Origin of the sequence: Pacificibacter marinus (assembly GCF_018860665.1) — a bacterium.
Taxonomy (GTDB): Bacteria; Pseudomonadota; Alphaproteobacteria; order Rhodobacterales; family Rhodobacteraceae; genus Celeribacter; species Celeribacter marinus_A.
The window spans coordinates 159046-180446 of sequence record NZ_JAHKPK010000025.1 but is presented as its reverse complement, the minus strand read 5'-3'; the positions used below and the strand labels follow the sequence as shown (position 1 = coordinate 180446).

The 21401-nt window shown below is 54.6% G+C and carries 16 protein-coding genes; 12 read left to right on the top strand and 4 right to left on the bottom strand.

All coding sequences use genetic code 11. The annotated features are described in order from the left end of the window. Positions 1–36: 36 nt before the first annotated feature. Both KO497_RS08120 and KO497_RS08115 read right to left on the bottom strand, forming a co-directional pair. A complete protein-coding gene (locus KO497_RS08120) occupies positions 37–3477 on the bottom strand; it encodes a pyruvate carboxylase (protein ID WP_215943466.1) in 3441 nt (1146 codons plus the stop codon). Between the two features lie 186 nt (positions 3478–3663). Beyond that, the gene (locus tag KO497_RS08115; RefSeq protein ID WP_215943465.1) at positions 3664–5178 is read right to left on the bottom strand and encodes an MDR family MFS transporter; all 1515 of its coding nucleotides are present in this window, start codon (positions 5176–5178) and stop codon (positions 3664–3666) included. A gap of 133 nt (positions 5179–5311) precedes the next feature. On the opposite strand from KO497_RS08115, the gene KO497_RS08110 reads away from it, so the two are divergent. The 4 genes from KO497_RS08110 (at position 5312) to KO497_RS08095 (ending at position 9768) form a co-directional block, all read left to right on the top strand. Beyond that, positions 5312–5911 (top strand): MarR family winged helix-turn-helix transcriptional regulator, encoded by a 600-nt coding sequence (locus KO497_RS08110; RefSeq protein WP_215943464.1) that lies wholly within the window; start codon positions 5312–5314, stop codon positions 5909–5911. Positions 5912–6033: 122 nt separating this feature from the next. Next, positions 6034–8553 (top strand): ATP-dependent helicase, encoded by a 2520-nt coding sequence (locus tag KO497_RS08105; RefSeq protein ID WP_215943463.1) that lies wholly within the window; start codon positions 6034–6036, stop codon positions 8551–8553. A 210-nt stretch (positions 8554–8763) separates the two neighbouring features. Then, positions 8764–9204: a RidA family protein gene (locus tag KO497_RS08100; RefSeq protein WP_215943462.1), complete on the top strand. Its 441-nt coding sequence runs from the start codon at positions 8764–8766 to the stop codon at positions 9202–9204. Between the two features lie 309 nt (positions 9205–9513). Next, complete coding sequence (locus tag KO497_RS08095) at positions 9514–9768, top strand: hypothetical protein (RefSeq protein WP_215943461.1); 255 nt, start codon at positions 9514–9516, stop codon at positions 9766–9768. Between the two features lie 89 nt (positions 9769–9857). Here KO497_RS08095 and KO497_RS08090 read toward each other — a convergent pair whose 3' ends face one another. Continuing rightward, complete coding sequence (locus KO497_RS08090) at positions 9858–10073, bottom strand: DUF1127 domain-containing protein (RefSeq protein WP_215943460.1); 216 nt, start codon at positions 10071–10073, stop codon at positions 9858–9860. A gap of 304 nt (positions 10074–10377) precedes the next feature. Between KO497_RS08090 and KO497_RS08085 the strand changes: the two genes are divergently transcribed. The 8 genes from KO497_RS08085 (at position 10378) to murD (ending at position 20221) form a co-directional block, all read left to right on the top strand. Beyond that, positions 10378–11472, top strand: a complete 1095-nt coding sequence (locus KO497_RS08085) for an Mrp/NBP35 family ATP-binding protein (RefSeq protein WP_215943459.1) — start codon at positions 10378–10380, stop codon at positions 11470–11472. A 709-nt stretch (positions 11473–12181) separates the two neighbouring features. Further along, entirely contained in the window at positions 12182–12673 is a 492-nt protein-coding gene (gene mraZ, locus KO497_RS08080) for a division/cell wall cluster transcriptional repressor MraZ (RefSeq protein WP_252729578.1), read from the top strand. Positions 12674–12676: 3 nt separating this feature from the next. Continuing rightward, positions 12677–13678, top strand: coding sequence for a 16S rRNA (cytosine(1402)-N(4))-methyltransferase RsmH (rsmH, locus tag KO497_RS08075; protein WP_215943457.1), 1002 nt, complete (start codon positions 12677–12679; stop codon positions 13676–13678). After that, the gene (gene ftsL, locus KO497_RS08070; protein WP_215943456.1) at positions 13678–14034 is read left to right on the top strand and encodes a cell division protein FtsL; all 357 of its coding nucleotides are present in this window, start codon (positions 13678–13680) and stop codon (positions 14032–14034) included. Before rsmH ends, ftsL begins: the two co-directional genes overlap by 1 nt. Continuing rightward, entirely contained in the window at positions 14031–15806 is a 1776-nt protein-coding gene (locus KO497_RS08065; protein ID WP_215943455.1) for a peptidoglycan D,D-transpeptidase FtsI family protein, read from the top strand. The genes ftsL and KO497_RS08065 overlap by 4 nt, the downstream gene beginning before the upstream one ends. A gap of 57 nt (positions 15807–15863) precedes the next feature. Beyond that, positions 15864–17336 (top strand): UDP-N-acetylmuramoyl-L-alanyl-D-glutamate--2,6-diaminopimelate ligase, encoded by a 1473-nt coding sequence (locus tag KO497_RS08060; RefSeq protein WP_215943454.1) that lies wholly within the window; start codon positions 15864–15866, stop codon positions 17334–17336. Positions 17337–17496: 160 nt separating this feature from the next. Continuing rightward, a complete protein-coding gene (gene mraY / locus KO497_RS08055) occupies positions 17497–18579 on the top strand; it encodes a phospho-N-acetylmuramoyl-pentapeptide-transferase (protein WP_215943453.1) in 1083 nt (360 codons plus the stop codon). 244 nt (positions 18580–18823) lie between these two features. Next, on the top strand, positions 18824–20221 hold the full coding sequence (gene murD, locus KO497_RS08050; protein WP_215943452.1) for a UDP-N-acetylmuramoyl-L-alanine--D-glutamate ligase: 1398 nt from the start codon (positions 18824–18826) through the stop codon (positions 20219–20221). A gap of 4 nt (positions 20222–20225) precedes the next feature. Here murD and KO497_RS08045 read toward each other — a convergent pair whose 3' ends face one another. Next, entirely contained in the window at positions 20226–21158 is a 933-nt protein-coding gene (locus KO497_RS08045; RefSeq protein WP_215943451.1) for an L-lactate dehydrogenase, read from the bottom strand. Between the last annotated feature and the right edge of the window lie 243 nt (positions 21159–21401).

The following is a 21401-nucleotide window of genomic DNA, read 5'->3' as shown; positions in this document are numbered from 1 at the left end:
CACCGATGGCCCTTTTATTAAAGTTGATCGATTGGCTTACGCGAATTCAACCAGCAAGTCTTTGGCGTCAATCTGCGCGCCCGGTGTGATGTGCACCGCTTTGATTGTGCCGTCTTGGTCTGCGGTGATCGATGTTTCCATTTTCATCGCCTCAATGGTCAACAGAACATCGCCTTTAAGCACGGCTTGCTCTGCCACCACAGCGACAGTCGCCACAACGCCCGGCATCGGTGCGCCGACATGGGCGGGGTTGCCCTGTTCGGCTTTTGGACGTGCGATGACTGTGGCTGCCGCTGAACGGTCTTTGACCCGTACAGTGCGCGGTTGACCGTTGAGTTCAAAGAACACTTTTACTTCGCCAGAATCATCTGCTTCGGACAAGGCAGAACAGCGCACTTCAAGTGTCACACCGGGGTCGATGGATACAGAAATCTGTTCCCCTGGAACCATACCGTAGAAGAAGTTTTTCGTCGGTAAGGTGCGCACAGGGCCGTAGGTTTCGTGACGTCCGCGGTAGTCTGAGAACACTTTCGGGTACATCAGGTAGCCGTTGAGATCCTCGTCATCCAGTTCAACCCCCAGGGCTTCAGAGGCCTCTACACGTGTCGCTTCGATATCGACAGGTTTCAGGTGCTTGCCGGGGCGTTCCAAATTGGGTTGCTCGTCGCCCAGAACTTTGGCGAGGATGGTTTTGGGGAAACCAGCCGGCGGCTGGCCCAAATTGCCGCGCATCATATCGATGACAGAATCTGGGAAAGAAACCTCGACAGATGGGTCTTCGACTTGGGTGCGGGTGATGCCTTGAGACACCATCATCAAGGCCATATCGCCGACCACTTTGGACGAGGGCGTCACTTTGACGATATCGCCGAACATCATGTTCACGTCAGCATAGGCTTGCGCCACCTCATGCCAGCGTTCCTCAAGTCCAAGCGAGCGGGCTTGGGCTTTGAGGTTGGTGAATTGGCCGCCGGGCATTTCGTGCAAGTAGACTTCGGAGGCTGGTGCTTCTAGGCCGCTTTCAAATGCTGCGTATTGGTGGCGCACCGATTCCCAGTAGATCGACATCTCGCGGATCGCACTGATGTCCAATCCAGTGTTGCGATCAGAGAAACGCGTGGCCTCAACGATTGAACCCAAACATGGCTGCGATGTGCCGCCGGAGAAGGCATCCATCGCCACGTCAACCGCATCAACGCCGGCATCCGCTGCGGCCAAGATGGTCGCCGCCGCAATGCCGGATGTGTCATGGGTGTGGAAGTGGATCGGCAGGCCGACCTCTTCCTTCAAGGCTTTGACCAACATTGTGGCTTGCGCTGGTTTCAGCAGACCCGCCATGTCTTTGAGACCCAGAACATGCGCGCCTGCTGCTTTCAAATCCTTGCCCATTTGGACGTAGTATTTGAGATCATATTTGGGGCGTGTCGGGTCCAACAGATCGCCTGTGTAGCAAATCGTACCTTCACAGACCTTGCCGCTGTCAATCACCGCGTCCATGGCCACGCGCATGTTTTCAACCCAGTTCAGCGAGTCAAATACGCGGAACACATCAACGCCTGTGTCTGCCGCCTGTTTGACGAAAGATTGCACAACGTTGTCAGGGTAGTTGGTGTAACCCACGCCGTTAGAGGCGCGCAGCAACATTTGGGTCATGATGTTTGGCATGCGTTCCCGAATGTCACGCAGGCGTTGCCATGGGCATTCTTGCAAGAAACGGTAGGCCACATCGAAGGTCGCGCCGCCCCAACATTCAACCGAAAACAGCTGCGGCAGGTTGGCTGCATAAGCTGGGGCCGCATTGATCATATCGATCGAACGCATCCGTGTGGCCAACAAAGACTGGTGGCCGTCGCGCATGGTGGTATCGGTGATCAGCAGTTGCTTTTGCGCGAGCATCCAATCGGCCACAGCTTGCGGGCCTTTGTCTTCCAGCAGTTGACGGGTGCCAGCTTGGATCTCTTGCGTGCGCGGCTTGGGCGCGACCGGCGTGCGCGCATCCGCAGCAGGTTTGGGGCGACCCAATGTTTCGGGGTGTCCGTTGACAGAAATATCCGCGAGGTATGTCAAGATCTTCGTCGCACGGTCGCGACGTGGCTTGAAATCAAACAGCTCGGGCGTGTTGTCGATGAATTTGGTGGAATATTCGTTTGACACAAAGGTTGGGTGTTTGAGCAAGTTTTCCACAAAGGCGATGTTGGTGGACACGCCGCGAATACGGAATTCACGCAAAGCACGGTCCATACGGGCAATCGCAGCCTCGGGGGTGCGCGCCCATGCGGTCACTTTGGTCAGCAAACTGTCGTAATAGCGCGTGATCACTGCGCCAGAATAGGCCGTGCCGCCATCAAGGCGGATGCCCATGCCTGTGGCTGTGCGGTAGGACGTGATGCGGCCATAATCAGGGATAAAGTTGTTGGACGGGTCTTCGGTGGTGACGCGGCATTGGATCGCGTGACCATCGAGTTTGACGTCATACTGGCTGGCAACCCCTGTCGCATCAGTCAAGGATTTGCCTTCAGCGATCAAGATTTGTGCGCGCACGATGTCGATGCCGGTGACTTCTTCGGTGATGGTGTGCTCAACTTGCACGCGTGGATTCACTTCGATGAAGTAAAACTTGCCGCTGTCCATATCCATTAAGAATTCGACGGTGCCCGCGCATTCATAATTGACGTGTTCACAGATTTTCTTACCCAAAGCACAGATTTCTTCGCGCTGGGTTTCAGACAGATACGGGGCAGGGGCGCGTTCAACCACTTTTTGGTTGCGGCGTTGTACCGAACAATCGCGTTCATAGAGGTGATAGATATTGCCGTGGCTGTCGCCCAGGATTTGCACCTCAACGTGACGCGCGCGCACGATCATTTTCTCGAGGTAGCCCTCGCCGTTGCCAAAGGCCGCTTCGGCCTCGCGGCGGCCCTCTTTGACTTTTTCTTCAAGCTCTTCTTCGTTGAACACAGGGCGCATGCCGCGTCCGCCGCCGCCCCATGACGCTTTGAGCATCAATGGAAAACCGACCTCTTTGGCCTCGGCGCGGATCGCGTCGAAATCGTCGCCCAAGACTTCGGTGGCAGGAATAACGGGCACGCCTGCTTCAACCGCGACGCGGCGCGCAGAGGCTTTGTCGCCCAATTGGCGCATTGTTTTGGCTTTGGGGCCGATAAAGGTGATGCCAGCCTCGGTGCAGGCATCTACAAATTCAGGATTTTCGGACAAAAGCCCATAGCCAGGGTGGATCGCATCGGCGCCAGACAATTTGGCGACACGGATAATTTCCTCAATAGACAGATAGGCCGCAACTGGTCCCATGCCTTCGCCAATTTTATAGGCTTCGTCCGCTTTGAAACGGTGTAGGGACAGTTTGTCTTCTTCGGCATAAATAGCGACCGTTCGTTTCCCCATCTCGTTTGCAGCGCGCATCACGCGGATCGCGATTTCGCCGCGGTTCGCGATGAGAATTTTTTTGAAGTCGGTCATAGTCTATTTTCCCCTAAGATAGTGATGACGTCGGTACGCTATGTTTTTTTCTGCGATGCAGCAAACACAAATTGCGTTTTTTGGTCGCAGTCTTGTAATGGTTGCGCAAACAAAACGAAAGGTCAGGAAGTTCGAGACCTGGGAAAATAGCCTAAAACATCGATATTACGTGAGTAAACCCTTGTTTTAACGATTTCCTGCCCCGTGGAGTTGCTCCTCTTTGAGGAACAGTGAAATAATGAATGCCGTGAAAGAAAATCCTGCCACGATCCAATATACGGGCTGAATGGCGCTGGTCACGGACTGCGCGATCTGATCTTGAACGGCCGCTGGCAAGACTGCCAGCATTTGTGGGCCCAGTTCCGCGACCGATGTCATGCCCTCGATTTCGACACCACCTAATGATCTCGCAACGCCTGAGGCAAAGATCGCGCCAAACAATGCCACGGCCACTGATCCACCGATTTGCCGAAACAAAACACCCGCTGCTGTGGCCGTACCAAGATGGGTGCGTGGCACAGTGTTTTGCACAGCCGTGCTGATCACGGGAAAATTCATCCCAAGGCCCGCACCCATAAGGATCAGCATGGCCGAAAAGAACAGGCCGCTCATGTCGCTCGAAATTTGCGTCAGTCCCAGCGCACCAAATGTTGCCAAAAACGTGCCGATGATAGGCAATCTACGGTAGCGTCCGGTTCTGCCCATATAACGACCCGCGATTGTGGAGCCAGATAAGACCCCGATCGTCAGCGGGATAAGTTGTAAACCAGATGTCGTGGGGCTCACGCCTTTGGCCATTTGCAAAAATAGTGGTAAAAAGGTGATGGATCCAAGCATCATAGCGCCCGTGAACAGGGCCAAAAGTGAACACACCACAAAAACATTCATCCGAAACAGGCCCATTGGCAAAATCGGTTCGGCAGCGCGCTTTTCTGCCATGATGAATGCTGCCGTCGACGCGATGCACAGGGCAATTAAACCCAGTGCGGCGGCGCTGTCCCATGCGATATCTCTGCCGCCCAAAGCGGTCACCAGCACCAAAGCGGACAAGGCAATAGTCAATGTCACGACGCCAGAAAAGTCGATGGAGGCTGACTTGCGTTTTCCTGTCGGTTTGAAACCGATCATGAATCCGACCAAAGCCAGCGCGCCAATGGGAAGGTTAATAAAGAAAATCCAGTGCCAGCTCAGCGCATCCACAAACCAACCGCCCAACAGCGGGCCGACCACTGAGGATATACCAAACACGCCCGCGAATACGCCTTGGATTTTGCCGCGATCTTTGGGTGGCAGCACGTCACCGATGATAGACAACGCCAAGACGAACAAGCCGCCACCGCCAAGCCCTTGGACGGCACGCGCCAAGATCAGAAATATCATTGATCCGGCCAAACCGCACAGAATAGACCCGATCAAGAACAGGGTGACGGAAATGAACACCATATTGCGGCGTCCGAATAGATCGCCGAATTTGCCGTAGAGTGGTGCGACCACAGTCGAGGCCAAGATATAAGAGGTGACCACCCAAGACAGATGCTCAAGCCCGCCAAGGTCTGCGACAATCGTGGGCAGGGCGGTGGACACGATGGTTTGATCGAGTGCAGCCAATAGCAATAAAACAGCGACAGAGGCGATCACCAATCCGACAGATTGAGATTCTGTGCTTGGGGCGTGCGGCGCGGGAGATTGGGCGTGTGGCATGTGCGTTCCTCGACGGTATCTTGGACTTTTGTCCTTGGTGTTGGTTTAGGGGGTGAAAATATGTGTGTCAATGTCACATATATGACAATCGCACACACTTGACGGTCGTATATAATTATGGCACCCACAAAACATGTCTCAAAAAACGCCCCCTTACGCATCGACGCAGTCCAAAGCCTCTGGGTTCAAAAGTGATCCCCGCATTCAAAATGGAATTCCCGAATTTCTCAAAGAGAAAGGGTTCTCAGAAGAGGTGACAGAAGCACTATTGCAGTTTGATGTCGCAAACTTTCAATGGCGCAGGATGTGGGAACGCGAAGAATTTCGCGGCAAGGTTCTAAAGGATTTGAGTGACACGTTAGAGCCCGCTTTGTTGCAAGGGCTGATTTCTGTGGCGCGCATCCAAGGTGGTATCGGGCGGCCTGAACCGATGTTGCCGACAGTGGGCTTGGTGGCCGAGATGATGCAAGTGGATCCGTCGCGGGCCTCGCGCATTGTTGCAGATATTGTATCTCGCGGTTATGTCGAGCGCGGCGTCGCGCAAGATGATGCGCGTAAGGCCGTTTTGATCGTGACGACCAAAGGCTACGGTTTTTTGAATGAATTCATGCGGTCGAAATGGTCTTTGATGGTGCAGGCTTTTGAGGGCTGGACCGAGGCTGAGATCGAGACCTTTTCTAGCCTGTTTCAACGCTATGTCAGGTCCATCGAGCGCGTGGTGCAAGCGCCTTAGTGCGCTTGATGGGATAAAACGCGCCATAATGGCTGTGCCGAAGACTCCTTTTGTTGAATTGATCTGCGAACAATTGCAGAACACTCTTTTCCTTGGCGCGCGTCTGCATTAACGTCTGGCTCATGAGCAGATTTGATGAAGAAGACGCCTTCGAGGCCGCCGTTGCCCCTGCTGGGGGCTCTTTGACGCAACGGGCCATGGCCGCGCGGCCAATGCCCTATTTGGATGGGTTGAACCCCGCGCAACGCGAAGCGGTTGAGACCTTGGATGGTCCCGTTTTGATGTTGGCGGGCGCTGGCACAGGAAAAACCAAGGCCCTGACCTGTCGGATTGCGCATTTGCTCAACACCGGACGGGCGCGCCCCAATGAGATTTTGGCAGTGACCTTTACCAACAAAGCCGCGCGCGAGATGAAAGAGCGCGTGGGATCTTTGATGGGCACCTCCGTGGCGGGCATGCCGTGGCTGGGCACCTTTCACTCTGTCTGTGTCAAACAATTGCGCCGTCATGCGGAACTTGTGGGGTTGAAATCCAACTTTACGATTCTCGACACTGACGATGTGCTTCGATTGTTCAAACAGATCATGAAAGCTGAAGGCATTGATGACAAGCGGCATCCTCCGCGTGTTTTGATGGGGCGGATAGATGCTTGGAAAAACCAAGCTCTAAGCCCAGCCAAGGTAATTGGGCGCGAAGAAGATGAGCTTTGGTCCGATCGTCTTTATTCTCAGGATGAAATGGGGACGGAGCATCAAGCCTATGAATTTAAGCGCCGCAATCCCGAAAGTGGGGCGATTGGGCGAAGAATCGTAACGCTGAAAGAACTCTATCGCCAATACCAAGACCGCCTGCGCGCGCTCAACGCCTGTGATTTTGGCGATTTGTTGTTGCACATGGTGACGATTTTTCAAAAGCATCCCGATCTTCTGGAGCAATATCAGCGCTGGTATAAATACATTCTGGTGGACGAGTACCAAGATACCAACGTGGCGCAATATCTGTGGCTGCGTTTGCTTGGGGCGGCGCATAAAAATGTCTGCTGTGTGGGCGATGATGATCAGTCGATCTATGGCTGGCGCGGGGCTGAAGTGGGCAATATCCTGCGCTTTGAAAAAGACTTTCCCGGTGCCAAGGTTGTGCGTCTGGAGCAAAACTACCGCTCAACGCCGCATATTCTGGCCGCCGCGTCTGGCGTAATTGCAGGCAATACAAATCGTTTGGGCAAAGATCTGTGGACGGCAGAACCTGAGGGCGAATTGGTGCGCCTCATTGGCCATTGGGATTACGAGGATGAAGCGCGCTGGATCGGTGAAGAGATCGAGGCCATGGCCTCTGGATCGCGCGCCAAACTGCGTCAGTTTTCACTGGAAGACATGGCGATTCTTGTGCGCGCCTCGCATCAAATGCGCGCTTTTGAGGATCGGTTTCTCAAGATTGGCTTGGCCTATCGCGTGATTGGTGGGCCGAAATTCTATGAGCGTTTGGAATGTCGCGACGCCATCGCCTATTTCCGCGTGGTGATCCAACCTGAAGACGATTTGGCGTTCGAGCGCATCATCAACACCCCAAAGCGCGGTGTTGGCCCGAAAGCCTTGCTTGATATTCAAACTATGGCGCGTGCCAATGGTGTGTCGCTCAAAGAAGGCGCGCGGTTGGCCATTCAAGAGGGGCTGCTCAAGGGAAAAGCCAAGGGCGCTGTCGCCGAATTGGTCACCCAGCTTGACACGTGGTCGTCGTTGGCCGAACAGCAAATTCGTTACCCTGGGATTGAGGATGACGAAGCGGTGGTCGAATCTGTCGATTATGTCCCCGCCGAGATCAGCCATGTCGAACTGGCCGAGCGTATTTTGGACGAAAGCGGCTACACCGCGATGTGGCAAAACGACAAAACCCCCGAGGCACCGGGGCGTTTGGAAAACCTCAAAGAGCTGGTCAAAGGCTTGGATGAGCATGACAACCTGAACGGATTCTTGGAAAACGTGGCGCTGAGCGTTGATAATGATTCCAACGAATTCGACCCCAAAGTCACCATCATGACCCTGCATGGCGCAAAGGGCCTTGAGTTTCCCGTGGTGTTCTTACCCGGTTGGGAAGAGGGCTTGTTCCCGTCACAGCGGTCGATGGATGAAAGCGGGTTGAGCGGGTTGGAAGAAGAGCGGCGCTTGGCCTATGTGGGAATCACCCGCGCCGAAGAGCTGTGCACGATCTCTTTTGCCAGCAATCGTCCTGTGTTTGGGCAATGGCAATCGCAATTGCCTTCGCGGTTTATTGACGAGATGCCGCATGAACATGTCGATGTGATGACGCCGCAGGCCGTGGGCAGTGGCTTTGGCACCTCTCGCGCAGGCGCTGCATCCTTTGATGACCGAGTCTCTGACGCTGATGTGTATAATTCACCGGGCTGGAAGCGGTTGCAAAACCGTCAAAATCGTGCGCCATCAGCCAAGCCGATCACGCTTGATATGCAAGCCGCGCCTGTGTTTACCGTGGGCGAGCGCGTGTTCCACGTCAAATTTGGCTACGGCGAAGTGATGCAATCGGATGGGGCGAATCTGACGGTTGAATTTGACCATGCAGGTTCCAAGACCCTAAAGGCGCAATATGTGAAACCTGCCGCCCAAGCGGATGATGCGCCATTTTAACCCTCTAGGTCGGGGGCGTGTTACAAAGCTTTGAGCTGTACCAGCCTTTGTGGGTGTTGGGTTCACGGTCTGCTGGATGTTTGCGCCTTCGATTCGTGCGTGGCTAAATGCTGTGCAGTTTTGCGTGTAGTCTCAAAATGTCTTTGCAAAATTCATATGAGCGAATGACACTTGCCTTATGGATGAACAATCACGCAAGGATAAGTGACGATGAAATCTCTGTTTTTGGCAGCGGCGCTTGGCTGCTGTGCAACTCTGGCGCAGGCTGAAGATGTTACCTTTTTGAATTCGGGCGCTGTTGTGCCGACCACATTGCCTTTCTCAGAAATGGTCATTGTTGGTGATACGCTTTATCTTTCAGGTCAGATTGGCAACTTGCCAGGCACGCTGACCCTCGCTGAGGGCGGTATTGCGGGACAAAGCAAGCAAGTGATGGATAATATCGCGACCTCACTTGAGGCGCATGGCTACACGATGGCTAATCTGGTGAAATGTACCGTCATGTTGGCGGATATTTCTGAATGGGGCACGTTTAACGAAATCTATGCTGGCTATTTCGAATCTGGCCGATTCCCTGCGCGGGCGGCTTTTGGTGCGAACGGTCTTGCCGTTGGTGCCAGCGTCGAAGTTGATTGTGTCGGCGCGAAGTAATTTTGAACGTCTTTTCAGGGGCGCCGAAATGCGGTTGGCAAATAAACTGCACTGGCGCGTTTGGCGTCCCTTATCTTAAAGATTTGAAAGATCTCGAGCATCAAGATGTTTTGTAAATAAATGCGCGATGAAGCCTGGCTTCGGTAGAGCATCGCAATTGGCGATCTTTCGCAGCATCAACATGAAATATGTCCCATAAAACGAAAAACACCCGCGCCAGGGAGGAGGGGCGCGGGTGTCTTTTTTTGTCGAACCATGATGGGAGGATCAGGTTCTAGACTTAAGGCTGCACCATCAGGGAGGAGGAAGATGAAGCAACCTTGCCTTAGGTCTCTTAGGGAGGAGGAAAAGAGACCAAAGAAGGTGTGGGCGTTGAGCCCGAATTTTTATGCGGTGATGTCAGGGAGGAGGAAGACATCACCGCCTTGCTTTAAGTCCCTCAGGGAGGAGGAGGAAGGACCCAAGACCGTGTGGGCGTTAAGCCCGAATAAGTGCGATGAAGTAGGGAGGAGGAAACTTCACCGCGAGGTCTTCATGGCTTCAGGGAGGAGGAGGAAGCCGTGAATTCCAAAAATGTCGACAGCGTCAGGGAGGAGGAAGACGCTGCCGTCGTAATCAGGACCCAAGGGAGGAGGAGGGGCCCGATATAAGAATTAGTTGCCGTAGGCTGCTTCAAGTGCGATGGCTTTGATGCCAGCGCGGCTGAGGCCTAGGTCGCTGAGTTCGCGATTGGACAGATTTTCGAGTTCTGCCTGTGTTTCGCGGTAAACGCGGTAACGAGCTGCGCGTTCAACAAGAGAGTTTTTGATTGCGTTGAAACGACCTGCAAGACCGAAGTCAGCTGTGTGTGATGCGTTTGCGTATGCCATCGTTTGTAAACCTTAAGTGCGTGGGCGTTTGCCCTTGTGTGTATCTTGGCGTTTGGCGCTCATTGCTGTGTCGCTGTCTGCCTTGCTTGATACTGAATTTAGAGCATTGCTGCGGATGCACAATCCACCCAATGGTCATTGCCGCCATGCAGAAAATGCATAGCAAGTGCTGACCTATTTTTAAGCGCTTTAGGGGACTTTTGAGGCGCTATGAAAACTTCTTGTCAAAAAGCTGAGCTGACAGGTGGTGTCAGGGGGGATTTGGCCCTATTTCAAAGAGGAATTAGACAGAGGGGGCATTTATATGTCGATAAGTCGTGACACAATTATGACAGTGCTGGCTGGAATTGCTTTGCCAAACGGCACGACGCTAGCTCAAGGCGATGTGGTCAAGGCGCTCACCGTTAAGGATGGGGCGGTGAGCTTTGTGATTGAGGCGCCAGATGCCGCCGCCGCGCGGGCTTGGGATTCGGCGCGTTCTGATGCAGAAGTCGCGCTCAAGGCACTTGCAGGCGTGCAGTCAGTCTCTGTCGTCATGACTGCGCACAGCGGCACGCCTTCTGCGCCGTCGGCTCCCGCCAGTGGTGCGGCGGCACCCAATCTCAAGATCGGTCGTCATCCAACACCGCAAAAAGGCAAGATGGCGGTTCCGGGGGTGAAAAGCATCATCGCGATTGCGTCGGGCAAGGGTGGTGTTGGTAAGTCAACGGTATCGTCCAATTTGGCTGTGGCTTTGGCCAAGCTGGGCCGCAAGGTCGGGTTGCTGGATGCGGATATATATGGACCATCACAACCGCGGATGATGGGCGTGTCCAAAAAACCGGCCAGCCCTGATGGCGAAACAATCGAGCCGCTCTATGCGCATGGCGTCACGATGATGTCTATCGGGTTGATGGTGGAGGAGGGCGAGGCGATTGTCTGGCGTGGTCCGATGTTGATGGGCGCGATGCAGCAGATGCTGGGTCAAGTGCAATGGGGCGAGTTGGATGTTTTGTTGATCGACATGCCGCCCGGCACTGGGGATGTGCAATTGACGCTGTGTCAAAAAACCGAGCTCACGGGCGCGATAGTGGTATCGACGCCGCAAGACGTGGCTTTGCTTGATGCGCGGCGCGGGATTTCCATGTTTGAAAAGCTTGGTGTGCCTGTGCTGGGACTTGTAGAAAATATGTCTACATATGTTTGCCCTGAGTGCGGGCATGAGGCGCATATCTTTGGCCATGGTGGCGTCTCTGATGAAGCCGAAAAAATCGGCGCGCCGTTCTTGGGGGCTTTGCCTTTGGCTTTGCCGACCCGTTTGGCGGGCGACAGCGGTGTTCCTATTGTTGTGACTGATGAAGCCTTGGGGGAACCCTATATGCGTCTTGCGGATCGCTTGGTGCAAGGCGGCATCGCTTAAAGCAACACTTCGACGAATTGAAACCTTTATGGCGCGTGGGGCATTTGCTTTGCGCGCCATTTTTGTGGGTGCAAATCATAATGTCTGCGCTGCATGCCGGTGCTTATGCTGGGGCATGGTACTTTTGTGGGAATTGGTGGGAAATGATCTGTTTTTTGTGAAAATGGCAACATAGCCTGTTGGGATATGATGGTCTGACTATATTTTTCCTAAAACTCTTTTGGGAATCTGCTGTCTATATGTAGTAGTGATTTTACACTAATATCAATTTATGGTGATTGATTTGTGATGTTCTTTCTTTGTTCAATCTCGCATCTCTAGAGGATTCACTGTTTTGATTTCTGGGCCCAAAGAAAACCATTGATTACCATGAATTCCCGTGGCATCTTAAGTGCATCAGATGAAACGGGAATGAGCGGCACATCAAGAACCGCGAACATAATCAAAAAAACAAGTCAGGCTTCATACAGGCGCCCGCATTCATCGATACAAAAGAGATCCGGCGCGCGAGCGAGCAGACATCCCCCCAGGTGGCGCGCGCAGCTGGACAGGCCCGAAAATCGGGTGCCCGGAAACGGGATGAGAGCGGCGAATTGAGCAGTGGCAGCAGCTCGGTTCGCCGTTTTCCGTAAGCGGCCTCGGGTTCGAGGGTGAATGTACAAGTCCCAAGTTGGGACGAAGAGAATGAAGGAGCGCCGCATTGGCCGGCATGTTCATTGGCGAACACACCTTTAAGGTGGACGGAAAGGGACGCGTGTCGATCCCTGCCGATTTTCGTCGTGAACTTGAAGAGGGCGACCCCCTTGCCAGCCAGTCAGGCCGCCCCCGTATGGTAATCGTTTACGGTCACGACGCGCAAAAGCAGCTGCAAGTTTATACATATAATGACTACCGCGCTTTGGCGGCTGAAATCGCGCAAATGCCGCGCGGCTCAAAACAACGCAAAATCATGCAAAGCCTTATCCTGAACAAAGCCCGCCCAACCGAAGTTGACAGCGATGGTCGTTTGGTTTTGCCGCAAGCGCTGCGTGACAAAATCGGCCTTGAGGGCACAGCGTATTTTGGCGGCATGGGTGAGACATTTGAAATTTGGAAGCCAGAAGTCTTTGAGGCCAATACGGCGTCAGTGACCGAAACTTGGCTGGAAGAGCAGGGCGATGATTTCGATCCCTTGAGCCTGCTCAATGATTTGGAGGGCTGAGGTATGACCTCTCCCGAGAACGATACACCGAAAGCCCCGCATGTCCCCGTTTTGCTGCGCCCGCTTCTGCGTCAATGTGCGCCGATTTCTGGGCGTTGGTTGGATGGCACCTTTGGGGCTGGCGGTTACACCAAAGGTTTGATCGCTGAGGGCGCTGATTTGGTTTACGGTGTGGATCGCGATCCTTTGGCGCATGACATGGCGTCCAAGTGGATTGGCGATTACGGCGGCAAAATCGAATTGGTTCTGGGCACATTCGGCCAAATGGATGACTACGCGCAGGATTTGGACGGCGTCGTTTTGGATCTGGGTGTATCGTCCATGCAGCTCGATTTGGCAGAACGCGGCTTTTCGTTCATGAAAGATGGCCCGCTTGATATGCGTATGTCGCAAGACGGGCAAACGGCTGCTGATTTTGTGAATTCTGCGGATGAGGCCGAATTGGCCGCTGTGTTGTTTCATTACGGTGAAGAAAAACAATCGCGCAAAATTGCCAAAGCGATTGTGATGGACCGTGTCGAAAAAGAGCCGTTCACAACGACCTTGCAATTGGCAGGGCTGATTGAGCGTATTTTGCCGCGTAAAAAACCGGGTCAAAGTCATCCTGCGACCCGTACCTTCCAAGCGATCCGCATCGCAATCAACGACGAATTTGGGCAATTGATCGAAGGGCTTGAGGCCGCTGAACGTGCGCTTGCCCCCGGTGGTCAACTGGCTGTTGTGACATTCCATTCCTTGGAAGATCGCGTGGTCAAGCGGTTCTTGCAAGAGCGGTCCTCGATTGGCGGGGGGGGGTCGCGTTATGCCCCTGTGATGGCTGAAAAAACGCCTGCATTTGAAAAACTGTCGAAAGCGATTGGTCCTGACGAGGACGAGCTTGAGATCAATCCACGCGCGCGCTCTGCGCGTTTGCGTGTTGCCACCAGAACATCTGCACCTGCCGCGCATGTAGAGCGTGCGGGGCTTGGGTTGCCGAAACCTGTTTTGTCGCGAGGAGGTCGTTAATGCGTTCTGTTTACATCGTTTTATCCGCTTTGTTCGTCATGGGGCTTGCTGTGTGGGCCTATAAAGAAAACTACGCCACCCAAGAGGTGCTGCGCGAGGTCAGTCAAATTCAACGCGATATCGGTCACCAGCAAGAAGAGCTGGCCGTGCTGCGCGCGGAATGGGCTTATCTGAACCGCCCCAGTCGTTTGCGCGATTTGGCCGAGCTTAATTTCGATCGATTGGGTCTGTTGCCCTTGTTGCCAGAGCAATTTGGCGAAGTCGCCAGCGTGGCCTTTCCTGTTGAGGAAGACATCTTAATGGAGTTGGACAACCCCGTTTCAGTTGTTGGCAGCTTGGAGGCCATCGTACAATGACCATGCGTACACCGCTGCGCCCCTTGGCGCGTATCTTGAAAGCACGATCCTCAGGCGAAAATCCTGACACAATCGAGCGCGAGAACCTGCGGCTGCGACATGAAGAAATGCGCGACACCACCCGTTTGCGCGCCGAAGGGCGACTGCTGGTTTTGGGCCTGTGCTTTGTCTCGGCCTTTGTGGTCGTTGGCCTGCGCATGGGGCAGGTGGCCGCGTCCAATCCTGAAGAACCTCAAGCCGTCACCACAGGCACCTCAATTTTGGCGCAGCGTGCTGATATTTTGGACCGCAATGGTCGTATTCTTGCGACCAATCGCACCACGCACAGCTTATATGCCCAGCCGCAAGAAATGATCGATCCGCTTTATGCGGCCAAAGAACTTGCCAAGATTTTTCCCGATTTGAACGAAGATAAATTGATCAAAGACTTTACCGGCACGCGTAAATTCTTGTGGATCAAGCGGCAAATCGCGCCTGAGCAACAACAAGCGGTGCATGATATCGGCGATCCGGGGCTGCTATTTGGCCCACGTGAATCGCGTCTCTACCCGAACGGCAAGCTGGCCAGTCACATTCTGGGCGGGACCAAATTTGGCCGCGAAGGTGTGATGAGTGCTGAAATCGTTGGGCAATCTGGCATCGAACGCTACCGCGATGAATATTTGCGCGATCCGGCAAATGGTGACAAACCCTTGCAATTGTCGATTGATCTGTCCGTGCAATCGACCATGCGTGAAGTCTTGTTCGGCGGAATGCATTTGCTGAATGCCAAAGGCGCTGCCGCTGTTTTGATGGATGTACACACTGGCGAAATCGTTTCGATGGTGTCTTTGCCTGATTTCGATCCCAACGGGCGTCCGACCTTTGCTGGCCAAAATGCAGCCGATAACCCGCGGTTCAACCGTGCGGTGCAAGGTGTGTACGAGCTTGGATCGACGTTTAAGATTTTCGCTGCCGCCCAAGCGATGGAACTTGGGCTCATGACGCCAGATACCCTGATTCCTGCGACGCCGCCGTTCAAGTGGGGCAAGCATAGTATTCGTGAGTTTGAAGGGCATAACTACGGCCCGATGTTGTCTTTGACGGACATGATCGTGAAATCATCGAACGTGGCCACAGCGCATGTCGCCCAACAAATCGGCGTGGCACGTCAAAAGGCATTTCTTGACTCGTTGGGGTTTCTCGACGCAACGCCTGTTGAGTTGACTGAGGCCTCTGGCGCCAAGCCCTTGTTACCGCCCAATTGGTCTGAGCTGTCCACAATCACCATCGGTTTTGGTCACGGATTGTCTGCCTCGCCATTGCATTTGGCGACGGCTTATTCGTCGCTTTTGAACGGGGGCACCCGTGTCACTCCGACTTTGATCAAGCATCAGGGGCCCATTCGACTTGGCCCGCGTGTTGTGCGTCCTGAAGTGTCTGCCGCCTCGCGCGCAATGCTGCGCGCTGTCGTAGGCGAAGGCACGGCTTCATTCGGCGATGTGCGCGGGTATAAAGTGGGGGGTAAAACGGGCACCGCCGACAAACCGCGCGAAAACGGAAAAGGGTATTATGACGATAAAGTCATCACCACGTTTGCCTCTGTTTTCCCAGTTGACGAGCCGAAATACGTCTTGATCGTAACGATGGATGAAGCAGTTGAAACCTCTGGCCCCAAACCACGGCGCACCGCCGGTTGGACCGCTGTGCCAGTCGCAGCCGAGGTGATCCGCCGCGTCGCGCCGATTTTGGGCATCAGACCTGATATTGAAACCCTCGCGCTGGGACAGTAATACTGCTGGAACCGTCACACTTAAGACGAATAACACTTATCAAAGGCACGCGCGCGCATGGCAAAAATGCTTTCCGAATTGGGGCTCACCGCGAAAGGGGCGCGCGATGTCCCTATCAGTGGCCTTGCCGTCGACAGTCGTGAGGTGCGTGCGGATATGTTGTTTGCGGCGCTGCCTGGCGTCAATGTGCATGGGGCCGAGTTTATCACCTATGCTTTGCGTATGGGGGCGACCGCGATTTTGACGGACCCTGAGGGCGCGCGGATCGCGGCAGATACCATTGCCGAACACGACCCCGCCATGGTGATCGTTGAAGATCCGCGGCAGGCTTTGGCCTATACGGCCGCGCTTTGGTATGGGCGTCAACCCAATGCGATGGTAGCTGTCACGGGCACGAATGGCAAAACATCGGTGACGAATTTCACCCGACAGATTTGGCAGTTGATGGGGCACCCTGCAATCAACATCGGCACCACGGGTGTCGAAGGTGATTGGCAAACCCCAAGCCCGAACACCACGCCAGAACCGATTACCCTGCACAAGATGCTTTATGATGCGGCTTTCGAGGGCATAACTCATGGCGCGATGGAAGCTTCCAGCCACGGATTGTCACAGCGTCGCCTTGATGGCGTGCGCCTTATGGCGGCTGGGTTCACCAATTTCACCCAAGACCATTTGGATTACCATGAGACATTCGAAGCCTATTTTGCTGCCAAAGCAGGGCTGTTCACGCGCGTATTGTCCGAAGACGGTGTCGCTGTGGTCAATATCGATGATGCACGCGGCATGGAGGTCGAGGCGCTTTGTGCCGAGCGCGGGATCGATGTCATGCGGATCGGGCGTTCTGATGCGGCGGATTTGCGCATATTAGGCCAGCGTTTCGATGCAACAGGTCAAGATTTGCGCGTTGATTTTGTTGGCAATATTTACCAAGTACGGCTTGATCTGATCGGTGGGTTCCAAGCGGAAAATGTAATGGCCGCCGCGGGGCTTGTGATGGCCTGTGGGGGCGATCCTGAGGAAGTGTTTTCTTGCCTGCCCGAACTAAGCGGCGTGCACGGACGCATGCAGCACGCGGCGACGCGTGATAATGGCGGGACGGTATTTGTTGATTACGCGCATACGCCTGATGCGGTTTCCACGGCGATCAAAGCCTTGCGTCCCCATGTGATGGGACGGGTGATTGCTGTGATCGGTGCTGGCGGGGATCGTGATGCTGGCAAGCGTCCGTTGATGGGGCAGGCGGCGGCTGAAAACGCTGATTTGGTGATCGTCACCGATGACAATCCGCGTTCCGAAGATCCAGCCGTTATTCGCGCCGCTGTGATGCAGGGCGCGCCTGAGGCGCTTGAGGTGGCGGACCGCTCAGAGGCGATTTTGCGCGGAGTTGATGCTCTGCAATCAGGTGATGCTTTGATCGTTTGTGGCAAAGGCCATGAAAGCGGGCAGATCGTTGGCGATATTGTCTATCCATTTGATGATGTTGAGCAAGCCTCGATCAGCGTGGCAGCTTTGGATGGCGCTTTGTGACCTCGTTTTGGGCTTTTTCGGGGACATTATTTGATCGAAGAGTCAAAAAGAACAAATGTCAGCCAGTGGTTGACGGCATCCGAAACTTGGGGCATCCGCTCATCAAATACTACGCGGCCAAGCTGATCTAGGCAGGCCAAACTTTAGGGATAAAAAGTAGATGTTATATTGGTTGGCCGAACTGTCAGATGGCGGTGATTTCTTTAACTTGTTTCGCTATATCACCATGCGGGCAGGCGGGGCGTTTTTCACCGCTTTGATTTTCGGCTTCATCTTTGGCCGCCCTTTGATCGATATGCTGCGTCGCCGCCAAGGCAAAGGTCAGCCCATTCGCGATGATGGCCCTGAAAGCCATTTCGCCAAAGCGGGGACGCCGACCATGGGCGGGCTGTTGATTTTGACCGCTTTGCTGACCTCTACCTTGCTTTGGGCGCGACTTGATAACGGCTATGTTTGGCTGGTGCTGTTCGTGACCTTTGCCTATGGCGCGATTGGCTTTGCAGATGATTTCGCCAAGGTCTCTAAGGCCAATACCAAAGGGGTGTCGTCCAAAATTCGCCTGATCCTTGGTCTTGTGATCGCAGTCATTGCTGGCATCTGGGCGTCTTGGTTGCACCCCGAAGCCTTGACCAACCAGTTGGCTTTGCCTGTGTTTAAAGATGTGTTGATCAATATGTCCTTTGCCTTTGTGCCTTTCGCTGTGATCGTGATCGTGGGCTCTGCCAATGCGGTGAACCTTACCGATGGTTTGGACGGTCTGGCCATTATGCCGGTGATGATCGCTGCTGGCACTTTGGGCGTGATCGCCTATGTCGTGGGCCGTGTGGATTACACCGAATACCTTGGCCTGCATTATGTGCCTGGCACCGGTGAGATTTTGATCTTTACCTCAGCACTGATCGGCGGCGGCCTTGGGTTTTTGTGGTACAACGCCCCGCCCGCCGCTGTGTTCATGGGGGATACAGGGTCTTTGGCCCTTGGCGGCGCTTTGGGGGCCATCGCTGTGGCCACCAAACACGAGATCGTTTTGGCCATCGTCGGCGGCTTGTTCGTGGTCGAAGCCCTGTCTGTGATCATCCAAGTCCTGTACTTCAAACGCACCGGAAAACGCGTGTTCCTGATGGCGCCGATCCACCACCACTACGAGAAAAAAGGCTGGGCCGAATCCACCATCGTGATCCGCTTTTGGATCATCTCTTTGGTGCTGGCTTTGATCGGATTGGCGACGCTGAAACTTAGATAAGCCGTCGCTTTTCTTTGTCGCAAAGTTATGAGAGCCTTCACCCATTGGGTGAGGGCTTTTCTTTTAAAGGCTTTTTAAAAAACGCAATGATGCGTCTCCCAAGGTTGATCTTGTCGATGATTTGTTCGCAGCAAATTGAAGGTCGCGCTTGGCCCTAACGATGCGCAGTGAAATCAAATGATGTGCTCTTTCCATTTGCGCCCATACCGTCGATGATGCGGTGAAAGAATTTGCGGGTGATACAATGATTCCAGTCTATGGATATGACGGACAGAATGTAGCTGTTTTGGGGCTTGGGCGGTCTGGCATGGCCACGGCACGCGCTTTGGTCGCGGGCGGGGCGGAACCCATTTGTTGGGACGACAGTGTCGAGGCGCGCGAGGCTGCTGAGGCCGAGGGCTATACCCTGCGCGATTTGAGCAAGCACGAGGCCTTTGATGGCATCGCCGCCCTCATTGTGTCGCCCGGAATTCCGCATCTCTATCCAGAGCCCAATAAAATCACCCAAGCAGCATGGGCGGCGGGCGTGCCAGTGGACAATGACATCGGCGTGTTTTTCCGCTCGTTTGGATCTGGCGATTGGATGGACCACGACACCCCGCCGCGCATCATCGCGGTGACTGGATCGAACGGCAAATCCACCACATCGGCGCTGATCCATCATATTCTCACTGCCACTGGCACGCCCGCGCAATTGGCGGGCAATATCGGTCGCGGCGTGCTGGATCTGGACGAGCCGGAAGACGGCGAAGTGATCGTGCTTGAGCTCTCAAGCTACCAGACAGATTTGGCGCGATCGATGACGCCTGATATTGCTGTCTTTACAAACCTTTCCCCCGATCATTTGGATCGTCACGGCGGTATGGGCGGCTATTTCGCCGCCAAGCGGCGCTTGTTTGCAGAAGGCGGACCAGACCGCGCCATCATCGGCGTGGATGAGGTCGAGGGGCAATATATGGCCAATCAACTGGTCGATAGCTTTGCTGACGGGCGTTTGATCCGTATTTCCAGCGGCCAAAAGCTCAAAGGTGCGGGCTGGAATATCTACGCGCACAAAGGGTTCTTGAGCGAGTGGCGCAAAGGCCGTCAGGCGGGATCAGTTGATCTGCGCGAGATCGCGGGGCTCCCCGGCGCGCACAACCATCAAAACGCCTGCGCGGCCTATGCCGCTTGCCGCGCGATTGGCACTTCGCCGAAATTGATCGCGGAAGCCTTGAACAGTTTCAAAGGTCTGCCGCATCGATCGCAACTGGTGGGCGAAAAGGATGGTGTGCGTTTTGTGAATGATTCCAAAGCCACAAATGTCGATGCCGCGGCCAAGGCCTTGCAAGCGTTCAAATCGATCCGCTGGATTGCAGGCGGAATGGGCAAAGATGGTGGTATCGCTGAGCTGTCCGCGCATTTGGGCGCCGTGGCTAAGGCGTATTTGATCGGGTTTTCCGCCAAAGAGTTCGCGCTGCAGTTGGGCGACACACCTTACGAGCTGTGCGACACGATGGAGGTTGCCGTGGCCCGCGCAGCAGCTGAGGCACAAGTGGGGGACACGGTTTTGCTGGCGCCTGCGGCGGCGTCTTTTGATCAATATCCAAATTTCGAGAAACGCGGTGACGATTTCATCGCGCAGGTTGATGCGCTGATGTAAAGGCTTAGAGTTTCAGCGCTGCGTAGGTGTCTTTGAGCTTGCGCGCTGACGCCGCAAGTGCGCTGTGTTCGGCGCTGTTCAACGCGGGGAACACTTCCGTGTCTGCGCCGCGCGCGCCGACGATACGCGGGATCGATAGGGCGATATCATCAACCCCTTCGATCTGCGGCGTGACGCAAGATACGGACAGTACCGCTTGTTCGTCGGTGGCAATCGCGCGCACGATGCGTTCCAGTCCTGCGCCGATCCCATACCATGTGGCGCCTTTGCCTTTGATGATGGTCTCAGCCGCACCGCGCACGCCGTCGTCGATCTGGCGTTTGATATCATCAGTCAAAGGCACGCCACGCTGGGCGGCAAAATCAGCAAGGGGCAAGGCGCCAACGCGGGCCGAGCTCCACGCCAGAACTTCGCTGTCGCCATGTTCCCCCAGCACATATGAATGCACAGAACGGGCCGCGATCCCAAGGTGCAGGCCAAGCAGGTGGCGAAACCGTGCGCTGTCTAAAATGGTGCCTGACCCGATCACTCGCGAGGCGGGAAGGCCGCTCAAGCGCGTGGCGATCTGGGTCATGATGTCGACGGGATTGGATGCGATCAGCAAAATGGTCTGCGGCGCGATAGGGCTGAGGTCCGACAATATAGATCGAAACACATCGGCGTTGCGCGACAACAGATCAAGTCGGCTTTCGCCGGGTTTCTGCCCGACGCCTGCGGCCAAGATGATCACATCGGCACCATGCAGGGCTGCGTGATCGCCAGCCGAGACCCGCGTGGCGGATGAAAACGGCACGGCATGGGCGATGTCTTGGGCCTGAGCGCGGGCAAGATCAGGGTTTTGGTCAACAAAAATAATATCGCTGGCCGTGCCTTTCAATGCGATGGCATAGCCTGCGGCCGAGCCGACCATGCCTGCGCCGATGATGCCTATTTTCATAGTGATTGCCTCATACCGATTGTCCCTATGGATGTGATGTGTCGCACCAATCTTTATTATGTCGTGCCCTATGAGCAATGACACGGATCAAGGGGATGCAGGGCGCTGATCTTGACTGTAACGGGGCTATCGGCTGAACATCGCCCGCAAAAAAGGCAAGATGCAATCTATTGTAGCAAAACACGCCAAAGCCCGCTAGGTTGGTCCTATAGATCCGCAAAAGCGGGCAAAGGCAGTAGAGGC